General features: G+C 62.3%; 13 protein-coding genes. 7 read left to right on the top strand and 6 right to left on the bottom strand.

All coding sequences use genetic code 11. The features are described from left to right. Positions 1-49 precede the first annotated feature (49 nt). Genes tatA through tatC form a run of 3 tightly spaced genes read left to right on the top strand, consistent with a single transcriptional unit; the run spans position 50 to position 1,331 of the window. Positions 50-283, top strand: coding sequence for a twin-arginine translocase TatA/TatE family subunit (gene tatA / locus D886_RS0120565; RefSeq protein ID WP_027595692.1), 234 nt, complete (start codon positions 50-52; stop codon positions 281-283). After that, entirely contained in the window at positions 283-573 is a 291-nt protein-coding gene (gene tatB, locus D886_RS0120560) for a Sec-independent protein translocase protein TatB (protein ID WP_027595691.1), read from the top strand. The genes tatA and tatB overlap by 1 nt, the downstream gene beginning before the upstream one ends. Then, a complete protein-coding gene (tatC, locus tag D886_RS0120555) occupies positions 570-1,331 on the top strand; it encodes a twin-arginine translocase subunit TatC (RefSeq protein WP_027595690.1) in 762 nt (253 codons plus the stop codon). Before tatB ends, tatC begins: the two co-directional genes overlap by 4 nt. Positions 1,332-1,434: 103 nt before the next feature. Here the strand turns inward: tatC and D886_RS0120550 are convergent, their stop codons facing one another. Both D886_RS0120550 and purL read right to left on the bottom strand, forming a co-directional pair. Next, positions 1,435-1,746 carry an NGG1p interacting factor 3 protein, NIF3 gene (locus tag D886_RS0120550; protein ID WP_027595689.1) on the bottom strand — a complete coding sequence of 104 codons (312 nt, stop codon included), beginning with the start codon at positions 1,744-1,746 and terminating at the stop codon, positions 1,435-1,437. A gap of 3 nt (positions 1,747-1,749) precedes the next feature. Continuing rightward, a complete protein-coding gene (gene purL / locus D886_RS0120545) occupies positions 1,750-5,649 on the bottom strand; it encodes a phosphoribosylformylglycinamidine synthase (protein WP_027595688.1) in 3,900 nt (1,299 codons plus the stop codon). Between the two features lie 302 nt (positions 5,650-5,951). Between purL and mltF the strand changes: the two genes are divergently transcribed. Further along, positions 5,952-7,409, top strand: coding sequence for a membrane-bound lytic murein transglycosylase MltF (mltF, locus tag D886_RS0120540; protein ID WP_027595687.1), 1,458 nt, complete (start codon positions 5,952-5,954; stop codon positions 7,407-7,409). Between the two features lie 234 nt (positions 7,410-7,643). Continuing rightward, the gene (locus D886_RS0120535; protein WP_027595686.1) at positions 7,644-8,177 is read left to right on the top strand and encodes a hypothetical protein; all 534 of its coding nucleotides are present in this window, start codon (positions 7,644-7,646) and stop codon (positions 8,175-8,177) included. Positions 8,178-8,202: 25 nt separating this feature from the next. Here D886_RS0120535 and tadA read toward each other — a convergent pair whose 3' ends face one another. Next, complete coding sequence (gene tadA / locus D886_RS0120530; protein ID WP_027595685.1) at positions 8,203-8,688, bottom strand: tRNA adenosine(34) deaminase TadA; 486 nt, start codon at positions 8,686-8,688, stop codon at positions 8,203-8,205. Next, complete coding sequence (locus tag D886_RS0120525) at positions 8,688-10,070, bottom strand: multicopper oxidase family protein (RefSeq protein WP_027595684.1); 1,383 nt, start codon at positions 10,068-10,070, stop codon at positions 8,688-8,690. The genes tadA and D886_RS0120525 overlap by 1 nt, the downstream gene beginning before the upstream one ends. Positions 10,071-10,267: 197 nt before the next feature. Here D886_RS0120525 and D886_RS0120520 point away from each other — a divergent pair, with 197 nt between their 5' ends. Beyond that, positions 10,268-13,228 (top strand): membrane-targeted effector domain-containing toxin, encoded by a 2,961-nt coding sequence (locus tag D886_RS0120520; RefSeq protein ID WP_027595683.1) that lies wholly within the window; start codon positions 10,268-10,270, stop codon positions 13,226-13,228. A gap of 74 nt (positions 13,229-13,302) precedes the next feature. Next, positions 13,303-13,551 carry a hypothetical protein gene (locus D886_RS27985; protein WP_081717537.1) on the top strand — a complete coding sequence of 83 codons (249 nt, stop codon included), beginning with the start codon at positions 13,303-13,305 and terminating at the stop codon, positions 13,549-13,551. A 275-nt stretch (positions 13,552-13,826) separates the two neighbouring features. Here the strand turns inward: D886_RS27985 and guaA are convergent, their stop codons facing one another. Together guaA and guaB are read right to left on the bottom strand one after the other, a co-directional pair. Further along, on the bottom strand, positions 13,827-15,404 hold the full coding sequence (gene guaA / locus D886_RS0120510; protein WP_027595681.1) for a glutamine-hydrolyzing GMP synthase: 1,578 nt from the start codon (positions 15,402-15,404) through the stop codon (positions 13,827-13,829). 78 nt (positions 15,405-15,482) lie between these two features. Continuing rightward, the gene (guaB, locus tag D886_RS0120505) at positions 15,483-16,952 is read right to left on the bottom strand and encodes an IMP dehydrogenase (protein ID WP_027595680.1); all 1,470 of its coding nucleotides are present in this window, start codon (positions 16,950-16,952) and stop codon (positions 15,483-15,485) included. Positions 16,953-16,987 lie beyond the last annotated feature (35 nt).

Below are 16,987 nucleotides of genomic sequence, written 5' to 3'. Positions count from 1 at the left end.
ACGAGGCAGGATTGCCCTTCCTTTTCATGGCCTTACAGGAGTAGTCGCAATGGGTGGCATTGGAATCTGGCAACTGGTGATCGTACTGATGATCGTATTCCTGCTGTTTGGCACCAAGCGCCTCAAGGGCCTGGGCAGCGATGTTGGCGAGGCGATCCAGGGGTTTCGCAAGTCCATGGGCGGTGACAACGACGTCGCCCCGCCCGGCACCGCCCAGGTGCAGCAACAGGCGCCGTTGACCGGCCAGGCAACGCCCCAGCCGCAAGCGGACCGTCAGGCCTGATGTTCGAGGTAGGCTTCAGCGAGTTGCTGCTGGTCGGCATCGTCGCACTGCTGGTGCTGGGCCCTGAGCGGCTGCCGGTTGCGGCACGCACGCTTGGGCGCGGCCTGGGCCAGGCGCGCAGGGCCATGCAGGGCCTGCGCGCACAGATGGAGCGCGAGATCGAGTTGCCCAACTTCGACAGCGCGCCCCTGCAGCGCCTGGAACAGGAAATGCGCCAGGGCATCAGCCTTGCCGCACTACCGGCCAATGACCGGGCAACCGTCGCTGCACCCAGGGAGAATGCCTCATGAGCCTTGCCATGGACCCTGCGGCAGGCATGCCGCTGACCGAGCACCTGCGCGAACTGCGCAAGCGCCTGGTGCGTTGCCTGGGGCTGGTCGCGTTGGTGTTCGCCGGCCTGTTCCCCTTCGCCCAGACCCTCTACACACTGATCTCGGAGCCATTGCGCCGCTTCCTGCCAGAGGGCGCCAGCATGATCGCGACCAGTGTCACCTCACCGTTTCTGACCCCCTTCAAGCTGACCGCGATGTGCGCGCTGTTCGTCGCCATGCCGCTGTTGTTGCACCAGGCCTGGGGGTTTCTGGCGCCGGGGCTGTACCGCCGGGAACGGCGCATTGCCCTGCCGCTGCTGGTGTCGAGCATTCTGCTGTTCTATGCCGGCATGGCGTTCGCGTTCTTTCTGGTGTTCCCGATGATGTTCGGCTTCTTCGCCAGCGTCACGCCCGATGGGGTGGCGATGATGACCGACATCAGCCAGTACCTGGACTTCATCATGGCGCTGTTCCTGGCATTCGGGCTGGCGTTCGAGATCCCGGTGGCGACGTTCATCGTGGTCTGGGTGGGGTTGGCGGATGTGGCGACCCTGCGCCGTAGCCGGCCCTACGTGATCGTTGGGTGCTTTGTGGTGGGGATGATTCTGACGCCGCCGGACGTGTTTTCGCAGACGATGCTGGCGGTGCCGATGTGGGTGCTGTTCGAGGTGGGGTTGTTGGCGTGCAGCGGGTTGAAGCGGCCTGAGCCTGGCAATGAAGTTGTGGCGGGATTGTAGGGCCTCTTCGCGGGCAAGCCCGCTCCCACAGGGATATCACAAGCTTCAGTACCGGTGATATCCCTGTGGGAGCGGGCTTGCCCGCGAAAAGCCTTGATGCGCTCTAGAAGTCGGCCAGTGGCCAGACTTCATAGGCTGGCGTCTCGTACGGGTGGCTCTGCTTGAGCGCGGCAACGACCTGAGCGATCAGGTCGTCAGCCACCACCAGCTCTACCTTCCATTCCTCGACTACCTCGACCTGGCCGGTTTGCCCGAGAAACGGCTGGCTGCCGTCCAACGGGCGAAACTGGCCTTGACCCAAGGTTTGCCAGGCGCAGTGGTCATAGTCACCGATACGCCCGCCACCGGCGGCGAATACGGCAGCCTTGACCACCTCGACATGGCTGGCCGGGACGAAGAAGGCGAGCTTGTACACGCCTTAGTTCACCCAGACGCGCGCGTTGCGGAACATACGCATCAGCGCAGCATCTTCCTGCCACTCATCCGGGCGCCAGGAGTTCTGCACAGCGCGGAACACACGCTCCGGGTGCGGCATCATGATGGTCACGCGGCCGTCACGGCTGGTGAGGCCGGTGATACCACGCGGCGAGCCGTTCGGGTTGGCCGGGTAGGTTTCGGTGACCTTGCCGTGGTTGTCGACGTAGCGCAGGGCCACGCAACCGGACAGGTCGGCTTCCAGCAGTGCCGCTTCGTTGGCGAACTCGGCATGGCCTTCGCCGTGGGCGATGGCGATCGGCATACGCGAACCGGCCATGCCCTGCAGGAAGATCGAGTTGGACTTCTGCACCTCGACCATGGCCACACGGGCTTCGAACTGCTCGGAACGGTTACGCACGAAGTGCGGCCAGAACTCGGTGCCCGGGATCAGCTCGTGCAGGTTGGACATCATCTGGCAACCGTTGCACACGCCCAGGGCGAAGCTGTCGGTGCGCTCGAAGAAGGCCTGGAAGGCATCGCGGGCACGGGCGTTGAACAGTGCCGACTTGGCCCAGCCCTCACCGGCACCCAGCACGTCACCGTACGAGAAGCCGCCGCAGGCAACCAGGCCCTTGAAGGCTTCGAAGTCGACACGGCCAGCGAGGATGTCGCTCATGTGCACGTCAATGGCGGCGAAGCCGGCGCGGTCGAAGGCAGCAGCCATCTCGACCTGGCCGTTGACGCCCTGCTCACGCAAGATCGCCACTTGCGGGCGCACGCCTTTCTTGATGTACGGTGCAGCGATGTCGTCGTTGACGTCGTAGCCCAGCTTGACCGACAGGCCCGGGTTGTCTTCTTCGAGCAGCGCGTCGAATTCCTGGTCGGCGCATTCGGCGTTGTCACGCAGGCGCTGAACCTGGTAGCTGGTCTCGGCCCACTGGCGTTGCAGCAGGCGACGGTCGCCCTTGAACAGTTCTTCACTGTTCAGGCGCACGACCACTTCGCTGTTGTTGGTCGGCCGGCCGATCACCGCGACGCAGTCTTCACCCAAGCCAGCGGCGCTGAACTGGGCCAGTACGTCTGGGGTGGCATCCTGGCGAACCTGGATGACCGCACCCAGCTCTTCGTTGAAGAGGATGGCGGCGACTTTTTCCGCTTTGCTGGTCAGGGTGTCCAGCTCCAGGTCGAAGCCGCAATGGCCGGCGAAGGCCATTTCCAGCACGGTGGTCATCAGGCCACCATCGGAACGGTCGTGGTAGGCCAGCAGGTGGCCGTCGGCGTTGAGGCCCTGGATCACGGCGAAGAAGGCCTTGAGGTCTTCGGCATCGTCGACGTCCGGTGCGGCACTGGCCAACTTGCCGTGGGTCTGCGCCAGGATCGAGGCGCCCATGCGGTTCTTGCCGCGGCCCAGGTCGATCAGGATCAGGTCGGTTTCGCCCTTGTCCATGCGCAGTTGCGGGGTCAGGGTCTTGCGGATGTCGGTGACCGGGGCGAAGCCGGTGATGATCAACGACATCGGCGAGGTCACGCTCTTCTCGACGCCCTCTTCGCTCCACTTGGTCTTCATCGACATCGAGTCTTTGCCGACCGGAATGGTGATACCCAACTCAGGGCACAGCTCCATGCCGACAGCCTTGACGGTGTCGTACAGGCGGGCGTCTTCACCCGGGTGGCCGGCGGCGGACATCCAGTTGGCCGACAGTTTGATGTCGGACAGCTTCTCGATCCGCGAGGCGGCAAGGTTGGTCAGGGTTTCGCCGATGGCCATGCGGCCAGACGCCGGGGCGTCGAGCAGGGCCAGCGGGGTGCGCTCACCCATGGCCATGGCTTCACCGGTGTAGACGTCGAAGCTGGTGGCGGTAACGGCGCAGTCGGCCACCGGCACCTGCCATGGGCCGACCATTTGGTCACGGGCTACCAGGCCAGTGATGGTGCGGTCGCCGATGGTGATCAGGAAGCTCTTGCTGGCCACCGCAGGGTGGTGCAGCACGCGCTCGACCGAATCGGCCAGCGACAGGGTGCTTGGGTCGAATTCATCGCCAAGTTCGGCTTCACGGGTGACCGAACGGTGCATGCGCGGCGGCTTGCCCAGCAGCACGTCCAGCGGCATGTCCACCGGGGTGTTGGCGAAGTGGCTGTCGGTCACGGTCAGGTGCGGCTCTTCAGTCGCCTCGCCGACCACGGCGAACGGGCAGCGCTCTCGTTCACAGATGGCCTGGAAGCGGTCGAAGTCGACAGCGCTGACGGCCAGCACGTAACGTTCCTGCGATTCGTTGCTCCAGATTTCGTGCGGGGCCATGCCCGGCTCATCGTTGGGCACATTGCGCAGTTCGAAGCGGCCACCGCGGCCACCGTCGTTGACCAGCTCAGGGAAGGCGTTGGAGATACCGCCGGCGCCAACGTCGTGGATGAAGGCGATCGGGTTCTTGTCGCCCAGCTGCCAGCAGCGGTCGATGACCTCTTGGCAACGGCGCTCCATTTCCGGGTTTTCGCGCTGTACCGAAGCGAAGTCCAGGTCGGCAGAGCTGGCACCGGTGGCGACCGACGACGCCGCACCGCCACCCAGGCCGATCAGCATGGCCGGGCCGCCGAGCACGATCAGCTTGGCGCCGACGGTGATCTCGCCCTTCTGCACGTGGTCTTCACGGATGTTGCCCATGCCGCCGGCGAGCATGATCGGCTTGTGGTAGCCGCGCACTTCTTCGCCGTGCGGGGTGTTGATCGCCTGCTCGAAGGTACGGAAGTAGCCGGTCAGGGCCGGGCGACCGAATTCGTTGTTGAACGCGGCGCCACCCAGTGGGCCTTCGACCATGATGTCGAGGGCGTCGACGATGCGCTCAGGCTTGCCGTACGCCTGCTCCCATGGCTGTTCGAAGCCCGGGATGCGCAGGTTGGACACGGTGAAGCCGGTCAGGCCAGCCTTGGGCTTGGCGCCACGGCCGGTGGCGCCTTCGTCGCGGATTTCGCCGCCGGAGCCGGTGGAAGCACCGGAGAACGGCGCGATGGCGGTCGGGTGGTTGTGCGTCTCGACCTTCATCAGGATGTGCACCGGCTCCTGCACCGCGCCGTACTGGCGGGTTTCAGGGTTCGGGAAGAAACGGCCGGCAACGTTGCCGACGATCACCGAGGCGTTGTCCTTGTAAGCAGACAGCACGCCTTCGCTGTGCATCTGGTAGGTGTTCTTGATCATGCCGAACAGGCTCTTTTCCTGAGCCTGGCCGTCGATGTCCCAACTGGCGTTGAAGATCTTGTGACGGCAGTGCTCGGAGTTGGCCTGGGCGAACATCATCAGTTCGATGTCGTTCGGGTTGCGCGCAAGGTTCTGGAAAGCGGCGACCAGGTAGTCGATCTCGTCTTCAGCCAGGGCCAGGCCCAGGTCGACGTTGGCCTTGGCCAGGGCGTCGCGGCCACCGGCGAGGATGTCGACCGAGGTCATCGGCTTGGGCTGGGCGTGGCTGAACAGGTCGGATGCCTGCTCCAGCTGGGCCAGCACGCGCTGGGTCATGCGGTCGTGCAGTTCGGCGGCGACGGCCTGTGCATCGGCTTCGCTCAGGTTGCCGGCGACGTAGTAGGCGATGCCGCGCTCAAGGCGCTGGATCGACTGCAGGCCGCAGTTGTGGGCAATGTCGCTGGCCTTGCTGGCCCAGGGCGAGATGGTGCCCAGGCGCGGCACGACCAGGAACAGGCGGCCGGTCGGCTCCTGTACCGGCACGCTCGGGCCGTACTTGAGCAGACGGCCCAGCACCTGCTGCTGGTCGGCGGTCAGCTCGCCGTCGACATCGGCGAAGTGGGCGAATTCGGCATACAAACCAGTAACAGCGGGGACTTTCTGGCTCAGTTGCTCGAGTAATTTACCGTGGCGAAAGGCAGAAAGGGCAGGAGCGCCGCGCAGGATCAACATCGTCGGGACAGCCTCAGGAAGGGGTGTGCTTAGAGGCCGTGCATTCTAGCCTAATTCCACGGCTTTCGGCACCTGCTCTACGCCGCGCCTGTCGGGCGGTGGAACCGGACTTTCGGGTCAATATTTCGGGTGCTCGCCTCAAGAGGTTTATGGCCTGGCAGATCGAGCGCCGCGCGGGCGGCGCTCGATCTGCCAGGCGGCACACCTCTAACGGCAAACACCCTGAACACAGAACCCGCTACCAGACAAGCTATCTGTTGTCGAGATATGGCGCCGCCTGTCCTTTGCGTATACTGCAAGCTATGTTCGCCCACACTGCTTTGCGCCAGCGCTGCGCCAGATGGCTCATCGCAACCGGACTCTTTCTGATGCTCGGTGCCTGTGTTGAAAAACCCAGCACCCTCGAGCGCGTGAAGGAGGATGGCGTGCTGCGCGTAATCACCCGCAACAGCCCGGCGACGTATTTCCAGGACCGTAACGGCGAAACCGGCTTCGAATACGAATTGGTCAAGCATTTCGCCGATGATCTCGGCGTAAAGCTGGAGATCGAGACCGCCGACAACCTCGACCAACTGTTCGACGAGCTGGGCAAGCCCTCCGGCCCAGTGCTGGCAGCCGCCGGTCTGGTAAGCAGCGAGCGGCGCAAGACCCAGGCGAAATTCTCCCACCCGTACCTGGAAGTCACCCCTCAAGTCATCTACCGCAACGGCCGCTCGCGCCCGACCGAAGCCAAGGGCCTGGTCGGCAAAAAGATCATGGTGCTCAAGGGCAGCAGCCATGCTGACCAGCTGGCCGAGCTGAAAAAGCAGTATCCGGGCCTGGAATACGAAGAATCCGACGCCGTCGAGGTGGTCGACTTGCTGCGCATGGTCGATGAAGGCCAGATCGACCTGACCCTGGTCGACTCCAACGAACTGGCGATGAACCAGGTGTACTTCCCCAACGTTCGGGTCGCCTTCGACCTGGGCGACACCCGCGACCAGCGCTGGGCGGTGGCGGCCGGCGAGGACAACAGCCTGCTCAACGAGGTCAACGAGTTTCTCGACAAGGCCCAGAAGAACGGCACCCTGCAGCGCCTGAAAGACCGCTATTACGGCCATGTCGATGTACTCGGCTACGTCGGCGCCTATACGTTCGCCCAGCACCTGCAGCAGCGGCTGCCCAAGTACGAGAAGCACTTCAAGAGCTACGCCAAGGTCGAACAGGTGGACTGGCGCCTGCTGGCGGCCATCGGCTACCAAGAATCGATGTGGCAGCCGGAAGTCACCTCCAAGACGGGCGTGCGCGGCCTGATGATGCTCACCCAGCGCACGGCGCAGGCCATGGGCGTGTCCAATCGCCTGGACCCGAAACAGAGCATCCAGGGTGGTGCCAAGTACTTCATGCTGATCAAAGAGCAACTCGACGACAGCATCCAGGAACCCGACCGCACCTGGTTCGCCCTGGCTGCCTATAACGTTGGCAGCGGCCACCTGGAAGACGCCCGCACCCTGGCCAAGCGCGAGAAGCTCAACCCGAACAAGTGGCTGGACGTGAAGAAAATGCTGCCGCGCCTGGCGCAGAAGCAGTGGTACAGCAAGACCAAGTACGGCTATGCCCGCGGCGGCGAGCCGGTGCACTTCGTGGCCAACATCCGCCGTTACTACGACATCCTGACCTGGGTGACCCAGCCGCAGCTCGAAGGCCAGATGGCCGAGGGCAACTTGCATGTGCCTGGGGTAAACAAGGACAAGCCGGCAGAGCAGTCGCCGCCGATGTAATCCTGTACGGGCCTGTTCGCAGGAATGACCGGCATTCACTCCCTTCCCGGCTTCATCCGTAAGTTTACACACCTCACCCTAAGCGATTTACGTTTCAAGTCTCTGGGAACGTTAGACATCGCCTGATGTAACAGCAAAAACCTAACGATTACGCAACTGGTAAAAATGCCAGTTGCCGCCTAGCAGCCACCCTTCTATAGATGCTTCTCCACAACCACGGTGTTGGAGACAAGCATGACCAGGCCCCTTATTATTCTTGGGCTGCTCAGCCTGACTGCGTTCGCACAGGCACAATCACCCCTCAAAGATGATTACAAGGCAGCAGAAGTGAAAAGGGCGGAGTCACACGCCAGCCACCCAACCGTGCCCGTAGGCAAACTTCATCTTTACAAGAACGCAACCGACAGTGCCTGCACATCTTTGAACATAGAATATCGAAGAAACGCTGCCTACAGGGGCAGTTACAACTGCGGCAATGATCAGGTTTATTTTTTTAAGGTAAGCAATGCATCAAAGGGGAACACCATCAAACTGGGGAGCGACAGACCTGTAAAAGAATCTGACTACAGCTATTGCCCAGAAAATGACTGGCGCTTCATACTCGAGGTAACTGACGATGCAGTTAATACAAGCAAGATCCCTCTCTCAGAACTTAGAAATATTGAAAACGGGGAACTGATCGTCAGTGGATTAAAAATGCAGAAGAACGCCTACAGGAGCGGAAACATCGCTGGAAAGCTAACTTGTGTAGATACCAACAACCTATAACAACCTATGTATCGTTAGCCACCTGCTATCCCCCCCTCTTTACCCTTCGCGCCTTGAAAAAGTCACTGAGGATCTGGCCACACTCCTCCGCCAGCACCCCGCCCTCTACCATCACCCGATGGTTGAGGAAGCCCTGGCCGAAGAACTGACCCTGGCTCTGCACGATACCCGCCTTGGGCTCCAACGCCCCGTACACCACCCGCGCCACCCGCGAATGCACGATCAAACCCGCGCACATGCTGCAGGGCTCCAGGGTTACATACAGCGTGCTGCCCGGCAGCCGATAGTTGCTCGCCGACTTCGCCGCAGCCCGAATGGCAACCATTTCGGCATGCGCACTCGGGTCGCTGTCGATAATGGGCCGGTTGAAGCCCTGGCCGATTACCTGGCCATGCTGCACCAGCACCGCCCCCACCGGCACCTCGCCCATGGCCGCGCCCTCAGCCGCCAGGGCCAGAGCAATGCGCATGAATTCCTGATCGCGGCTGCGATCGATGATGTGTGGGCGCATCAGACCACCGCTATCGCGGCCATCAGGCCGGTTTCCATGTGGTCGATGACGTGGCAGTGGAACATCCAGGTGCCCGGGTTATCCGCCACAAGTGCCACCTGGGCCCGCTCGTTCTTGCCCAGCAGGTACGTATCGGTGAACCACGGCTCCTTGATGTCGTGGCGGTTGGAGGCAATCACCTTGAAACTCATGCCATGCAGGTGGATCGGGTGCTGGTACTGGGTCATGTTCTTCAGCTCGAAGATGTAGCTCTTGCCCTTCTGCAGCGTGGCGATGGGCCGGTCGGCGCATGTCTTGTCGGTGATGTCCCAGGCCTGGCCGTTGATCTGCCACAGGCTCGATGGTTTGTTCGGGTCAGGGGTGACAGAAACTTTGGCCGCCCACTCGAAATTGAAGTTGAGCTTTTCAGCATTCTCCAGGTCCGGCTCGGCGATCGGGTTGGCCGGCAGCGCTGGCGGCCAGTCACTCGGCGCGTCGTTGCTCGGCACCGAACGCAGGGTACCCAGGCGCACGAAACCGTCGCGCAGGGAAATTTCCTCACCCGCTTCGGGAATCCGGATGGCCAGGCAGATGCGCATGCCAGGGCCAAGCCAGTACTCATCTTCCAATGGCCGCGGGGTCACCGGGTTGCCGTCGAGGGCGTAGATCTTCGCCTCGCAGTTGCCCTTGAGGTTTAGGCGGTAGGTCCAGGTGTTGTCCAGGTTCAGCAGGCGCACCCGCACCACCTGGCCGGCCGGCAGCTCGGTGACCGCGTCGGGCTGGCCGTTGATGGTGATCAGCCGCCCGGCAGTGCCGTTACGCGCGGCCTCACGCGGGATGCTGAACGGCAGCCAGGCGCCCTGCTCGTCCACGTGCCAGTTTTTCAGGCTCAGCGTGCGCTCGTGCAGGAACCCGGTAGGCTCGCGCTCCTCGACGATCAGAGGGCCGACCAGGCCGCGGCCGAGCTCTTCCGAGCTGCTGACATGCGGGTGATACCAGTAGCTGCCGGCATCCGGCACGCGGAACTTGTAGTCGAAGTATTCGCCCGGCTTGACCGGCAGCTGCGACACGTACGGCACGCCGTCCATTTCCAGCGGCAAGCGGATGCCATGCCAGTGAATGGTGGTTTCGACCGGCAAGTGGTTGATGAACCGCACCCGCAGCCAGGTGCCCTGGCGTACCCGCAGCTCGGTACCTGGCGCCGAAGGGCCAAAGGCCCAAGCCTCGGTCTTGAAGCCCGGCACCAGTTCCACGTCCAAGGGCGCGGCGATCAGCTCGTAGTCGTGCCCGGCATTCTCGTCCTCGACCTTGCCCAGCCAGTACCGCGCTGCGCCTCCGGCGCCCAGGCCTACCACAACCAGGCCGGTGAGGCCTTTGAGCATTTGTCGACGGGTGAAGGACATCGGTGCGGGTACCTCGTGTTCGGCGCAATCAAGCTGCCAGCAGGGCTGGCGATGAAGGGCAAATACGATACACCTGCAAATGGGAAAGATTAAGTGAAAGCCACCATTACTGGCCGTTCAGGCAAGCAATATGCACCACCTTCATGGCCCGTACCCCTTCGAGACTGACGTTTATCCTTCTAGCCAGGACAAACGTGATGCCCTCCAACCCCCCCACTTCCAACGAACAGCAAAGCCTGCTAACGCTGGCCCGCCAGCTCACCGAAGCCTGCCCTGACATGCGCGAGATGGCCCGCGAAGTTGCCCAACAGGTTCTTGAACGCCACGGCCTGAAAACACTGGACCCCGACAACGTTTACCTGCACCGCTTTCACACCGCCGTCAGCAGCCACAAAACTTTCAACGGCTGGCAGCACCTGGACCCGCCGTACGAATCGCTGACCTTGCCCCAACTGGTCATGCACCGCTTCGATGCCAACGACCAGGACAACGCCGACCTGCTGAGTTACCTCGTTGGCTTTTACACCGAAGGGCCTGGCGGGGATGCCTACGACGAGCGTAATGAAATCCGGCTCGAGGCCAAGGACGTTCTGGAATACTTCTGGAGCATCGATTTTGCCGTTGACTTCAAAGCTCGGCTGACGTCTTTCTGGTCGAAACAGGCGGGCCACTTCCGAACGTTGGCCAAGGCCAACTTCCTCAGCAAAGTACTGGAAGCCTGCGCACATGCCCCCGCGTCAGCGCTGGCCAGCCACTGCCGCGATGTCGTGCAGGCGCTGGCGGGCGACACAGCCTGGCCGCCGTCACTGGAAGCGCTGCAACAACAGGTAGTACCTGGCGCTGGCGTGCGCGTGTGCACGTTCGATATCGGCGGGCATGTGGCCACAGATATCCTGCGTGTTCAGCTCAAAGATGGCAGCCAGCTGATCTACCTACCTGGCGACGTCGATGGCCTGCATTACTTTGCGGATGACCAGGCGTTGTTCTGGTGGGTACTCATCAACTGCAACCATGCCGATAACCGGGCACGCTTCCTGGCGCACTTCTCCCTCGATGACCGCGATGAGGGCGACAGCAAGGTCGGCCTCAATCACCTGGTCGATCTGTTGTACCAAGGCTGGGGCAAGGATGATTATTCCGGCATCAACACCCTCGATCAGCAGATTCATAAGGACGCCTTCGACTGGCTGCGCGACAAAGCCCGACAGCGGATGATCGATGATGCGCACTTCTCCCTGCGCTCCAACGCCGACTTGCGCAAACAACTGTGGATCGGCTACCTGAGTGCCGGCCTGAAAGTGTTTGGCCCCCTGGCGGCAGTGGACTGGCCCGTGGCATTGGCGCTGGTCGGCGCCGGCATCGCTGAAACGGGCTTGAACATCGACCAGGCAATTACCGGGCATACCACCCGCGAACGCAAGGCAGGCGTTACAGGGGCAATCTTTGCTGCCATCGAGACGCTGTTCAACGCAACGTTTTTGCTCAGCGCACCGAGCAAACCACTCGCCGAACTCGGCGAAGCCGCTGAAGCAGGCGCGGAAACGGGTGCAGGCCAAAGCCCCACAGCGCCAGAAGAACCCGCAACTGCTGGCGAAACCGAACCCGGCGACGAAGAGCCTTCAAGCGTAGTGGACGCCGTGAAAACCTGGGTACCAGCGCCCTTCCAGCCAGTGGAACGCTGGGCGCTGTTGCAGCCTTTCGAGACCAATGTGCTGCTTAGCGGCGAGCCTGGCTCGGGCACCTTCGCAGGCATTTACACACAAGACGGGCAGTTTTATGCGCTGGTCGAGGAGCAACCTTACCAGGTGCGCTTTGTGCCGGAGCTGAAAACCTGGACCATCGTCGACCCGGAAAACCCGTTTTCTTTCTACAAGCACCAACCGATCCGCCTTGATGCCGATGACCAGTGGTACCCCATCGAGCGTGGCAGCCTCAAAGGCGGCATGCTCTCACGGCTGAAGATCTGGGGCAGGCCATCAGCGGCGGCGAACGTGCCTGCCCTTGCCGAAACCCCTTATGAAGTACCCCCCAGCTTGCGCCCTGCACTTGAAGACGTGGCGGACGAAGAGATCACGGGCGCACGGGAAAACATTCACGACCCTGAACGATACGCCGCCATCGAGCGCTTTCGCGCCCTGCGTGAGCAACTGGCGACCGATGCCAACCAGTTCATGACCACGGTAGACGTGCCAGCTCGCCCGCCAATACCTGAATTACCTGCTGGAACTACGCCTAAGCAGGTACTGCAACGTATCTATGAAAACAGCAACGGCCTGGTGGTCGGCGAGGCGCACAGCAGCCTTGGCAGCAAGCGGTTGTTGATCGAAAACATGGGCCAGTTGCGCAAGCTGAAAGTGAAGACGCTGTACATGGAGCATTTCACCACCGATTTCCAGCAAGCGGACCTCGACACCTTCAACCGTAGCGGCGTGATGCCGAGGGCGCTGGAGCGGTATGTCACGGCTCAGGACTTCGGGCACCACACCGACCCTGCCGGCCGCTACACCTTCCGCCGGATACTGCTTGAAGCACACAAAAACGGCGTGCGCATCCAGTCCATCGACTGCATGGCCAGCTATCGTCAGGCATGGGCAGAGCCGGTGTCCGATGTGGCGCGTCAGCAGATGATGAATTTCTACGCCCACCTGATCATCGACGCTGACCAGGCTACGCGTGGCCCGGGAAGGTGGGTTGCGCTAGTCGGTAACACTCACGCCAACAACTTCCATGGCGTTACCGGCCTGGCTGAAACAGAAGGTGCGATTGGCTTGCGGGTTGAAGACACCCCTGCCGGTGGAGTCGATACCTACACGGCCGACCCCGGCACGGATTCCGCTGACAGCAAAGGCAAGCTGTGGCACTTGCAAAGCGACCTGCGGCTGCAAGCGGCGGTAACCCCTGCGCGCTCACCGTCACCAGACCTGGAAAGCATGCTGGTCAGGCCAGGTGACTACACCTTCGAAGAGGCCAACGGCGAGCAGTACCTGGTTAACCGCAGCCGTGACATGCGCCTGCGGCGCACCTTGATCAGGCGGGATGGGCGCTTCTACTACATAGAACGGCCAGACTGGCCAACCCTCCATCAACGCCGCCTGGCGCACCTTTCCGATCTACATACTTGGCTGAGGCAGCGTGGTATGCGGCACATCACACCTTGAGCTGCTTACGTTTGCTCACAGACTCGCAGACCGTCGTATACGCACAATGGCGCTTTCAACGTGAGGCCAAACGTATGACAGCCATAACCTTTCGCCCTGCAGTACCTGAAGATGCCGCAGCGTGTATGACCCTGCGGGCATTGACCCGGGAAAACGCGTTCACAGAAGAAGACCTGCGCGCGCTAGGCATCACCGTCGATTCCTGGAGCAGCGGCATTCGCGATGGAAGCGGCCCAGGCTTCGTGGCCTGGACGTCGACAGGCGAGCACGACGAAGCGGGAGATGAGATCTTGCAGCTCAGGGTCGATAGACGCGCTCGGTAAAACGCAAAAGCCCGCAATCATGCGTAATGCTGTTCACTTGAGTTATCCATCGCCTGTATGGGGGCCGCTTTGCGGCCCATCGCGGCACAAGGCCGCTCCCACAATGTTCGCGCATGCCCTGTAAATAGGGTTATTACGCGGTCGGTGTGGGAGCGGCCTTGTGCCGCGAAGGGCCGCAGAGCGGCCCCGGCATTCTTAAGTGAACAGCATTACGCAATCATGCGGGCTTTTGGTAGCTTCCTGCTATCGGACGCCGGCCGCGGCCGGGCGCGAAATCATTCCCACTCGATAGTGGCCGGCGGCTTGCTCGACACGTCGTAAGTGACGCGCGAGATGCCTTCGATTTCGTTGATGATACGGCCGCTGACGGTCTCCAGCAGCTCGTACGGCAGGTGTGCCCAACGCGCGGTCATGAAGTCCACGGTCTCGACGGCACGCAGGGCCACGACCCAGGCGTAACGACGGCCGTCGCCAACGACGCCAACCGACTTGACCGGCTGGAACACCACGAAGGCCTGGCTGGTCTTGTGGTACCAGTCGGCTTTGCGCAGTTCTTCGATGAAGATATGGTCAGCGCGACGCAGAATGTCGGCGTATTCCTTCTTCACTTCACCAAGGATACGCACGCCCAGGCCCGGGCCTGGGAACGGGTGGCGGTAGACCATGTCGTACGGCAGGCCCAGCTCCAGGCCGATCTTGCGGACTTCGTCCTTGAACAGCTCGCGCAGCGGCTCGACCAGCTTGAGGTTCATTTCCTCTGGCAGGCCACCGACGTTGTGGTGCGACTTGATCACGTGGGCCTTGCCGCTCTTGGCGCCAGCCGACTCGATCACGTCTGGGTAGATGGTGCCCTGGGCCAGGAACTGGATGTTGTCCAGCTTGCTGGCTTCGGCATCGAAGATGTCGATGAAGGTGCGACCGATGATCTTGCGCTTCTTCTCAGGGTCCGCTTCGCCTTCCAGGTTGCCCAGGAATTGCGCCTCGGCGTCGGCACGGATCACCTTGACGCCCATGTTCTCTTTGAACATGGCCATCACTTGGTCGCCTTCGTGCAGGCGCAGCAGGCCGTTGTCGACGAAGACGCAGGTCAGCTGGTCACCGATGGCGCGGTGCAGCAGCGCGGCAACCACGGAGGAGTCCACGCCACCGGACAAGCCCAGCAGGACGTTGGCCGAACCAACTTGCTCACGCACTTGGGCGATGGCGTCTTCGACGATGTTGGACGGGGTCCACAGGGCTTCGCAGCCGCAGATGTCCTGGACGAAGCGCGAGAGAATGCGACCGCCCTGCTTGGTGTGGGTCACTTCCGGGTGGAACTGCACGCCGTAGTAGCCGCGCGCGTCGTCGAACATGCCGGCAATCGGGCAGCTCGGGGTGCTGGCCAGCACGTGGAAGTCGCCAGGCATCTGGGTGACCTTGTCACCGTGGCTCATCCACACGTCCAGGCCCAGCACGCCGTCGGCGTCTACGTGGTCTTCGATGCCGTCGAGCAGGCGGCTCTTGCCGACTACATCAACGCGGGCGTAGCCGAATTCGCGCAGGTCGGAACCGGTCACCTTGCCGCCCAGTTGCTCGGCCATGGTCTGCATGCCGTAGCAGATGCCCAGCAGCGGTACGTTCAGGTCGAACACAGCCTGCGGCGCGCGCGGGCTGTTGGCTTCGTGTACCGACTCGGGGCCGCCGGCGAGGATGATGCCGCGCGGGTTGAATTCGCGGATCGCTTCATCGTCCATGTCGAACGGATGCAGTTCGCAGTAGACACCGATCTCGCGCACGCGGCGGGCGATCAGCTGGGTGTACTGGGAACCGAAATCGAGGATCAGGATGCGGTGAGCGTGAATGTCGAGGGCCATGACTCAATCTCGTCAGTGGAAATCGGAAACGACGCGGGGCTGTCGTGACAGCCCCGCATGCTGATAGTGCTGGAAGCCTCAGCCTACGCGGTAGTTAGGGGCTTCTTTGGTGATCTGCACGTCATGCACGTGGGACTCGGCCATGCCGGCACCGGTGATGCGCACGAATTCCGGCTTGGTGCGCATCTCTTCGATGGTTGCGCTGCCGGTGTAGCCCATGGACGAACGCAGGCCGCCCATCAGCTGGTGGATGATGGCTGCCAAGGCACCCTTGTACGGTACACGGCCTTCGATGCCTTCCGGTACCAGCTTCTCGGCGCCGGCCGAGGAGTCCTGGAAGTAACGGTCGGACGAGCCCTGCGCCTGTGCCATGGCACCCAGCGAGCCCATGCCGCGGTAGGCCTTGTAGGAGCGGCCCTGGAACAGCTCGACTTCACCCGGGGCCTCTTCGGTACCGGCGAACATCGAACCCATCATCACGCAGGAAGCACCGGCAACGATGGCCTTGGACAGGTCACCGGAGAAGCGGATGCCACCGTCGGCGATCAGCGGGACGCCCGTGCCTTCCAGCGCAGCGGCGACGTTGGCGATGGCGCTGATTTGCGGCACGCCGACACCGGCGACGATGCGGGTGGTGCAGATCGAGCCTGGGCCGATACCGACCTTGACGGCGTCAGCGCCAGCTTCAGCCAGGGCCTTGGCCGCAGCGCCGGTGGCGATGTTGCCGCCGATCACCTGCACTTGCGGGTAGGTTTCCTTGACCCAGCGTACGCGGTCGATCACGCCTTTGGAGTGACCGTGGGCGGTGTCGACCACCACCACGTCAACGCCAGCGGCAACCAGGGCAGCAACGCGCTCGCCGGTGTCCTTGCCGGTACCGACGGCAGCGCCGACGCGCAGGCGACCTTGGTCGTCCTTGCTGGCCAGCGGGTAGGCCTTGGCTTTTTCGATGTCTTTGACGGTCATCATGCCCTTGAGGCTGAACTTGTCGTCGACGATCAGGACTTTTTCCAGGCGGTGCTTGTGCAGCAGCTCGCGGACTTCGTTCTTGTTGGCGCCTTCGCGCACGGTGACCAGACGCTCTTTGGGCGTCATCACATCGCGGACCTTGGCATCCAGACGGGTTTCGAAGCGCACGTCACGGGAGGTGACGATACCGACCAGGTCACCGTTCTCCAGCACCGGAACACCCGAAATGTTGTTCAGGCGGGTCAGGTCGAACAGGTCGCGCACGGTGGCGTCTGCTTCGATGGTGATCGGGTCCTTGACCACGCCAGCCTCGAACTTCTTGACCTTGCGCACTTCGCCGGCCTGCTGTTCGATGGTCATGTTCTTGTGGATGATGCCGATGCCGCCTTCCTGAGCCATGGCAATGGCCAGACGCGCTTCGGTCACGGTATCCATGGCGGCGGAAACCAGAGGGATGTTCAGCTCGATGCCACGAGTCAAACGGGTCTTGAGACTGACTTCATTGGGCAGTACCTCGGAATAGCCAGGTACAAGGAGGATATCGTCGAAAGTCAGGGCTTCTTGGCTGATACGCAGCATCGCGGGGGCTCCCGGGCGGGAAAAATGGAAGCGCG

The organism is Pseudomonas sp. LAIL14HWK12:I7, from assembly GCF_000483465.1.
Lineage (GTDB): Bacteria > Pseudomonadota > Gammaproteobacteria > Pseudomonadales > Pseudomonadaceae > Aquipseudomonas > Aquipseudomonas kermanshahensis.
Note: the sequence above shows the minus strand (reverse complement) of the source record. Positions and strands in the feature narration are given on the sequence as shown.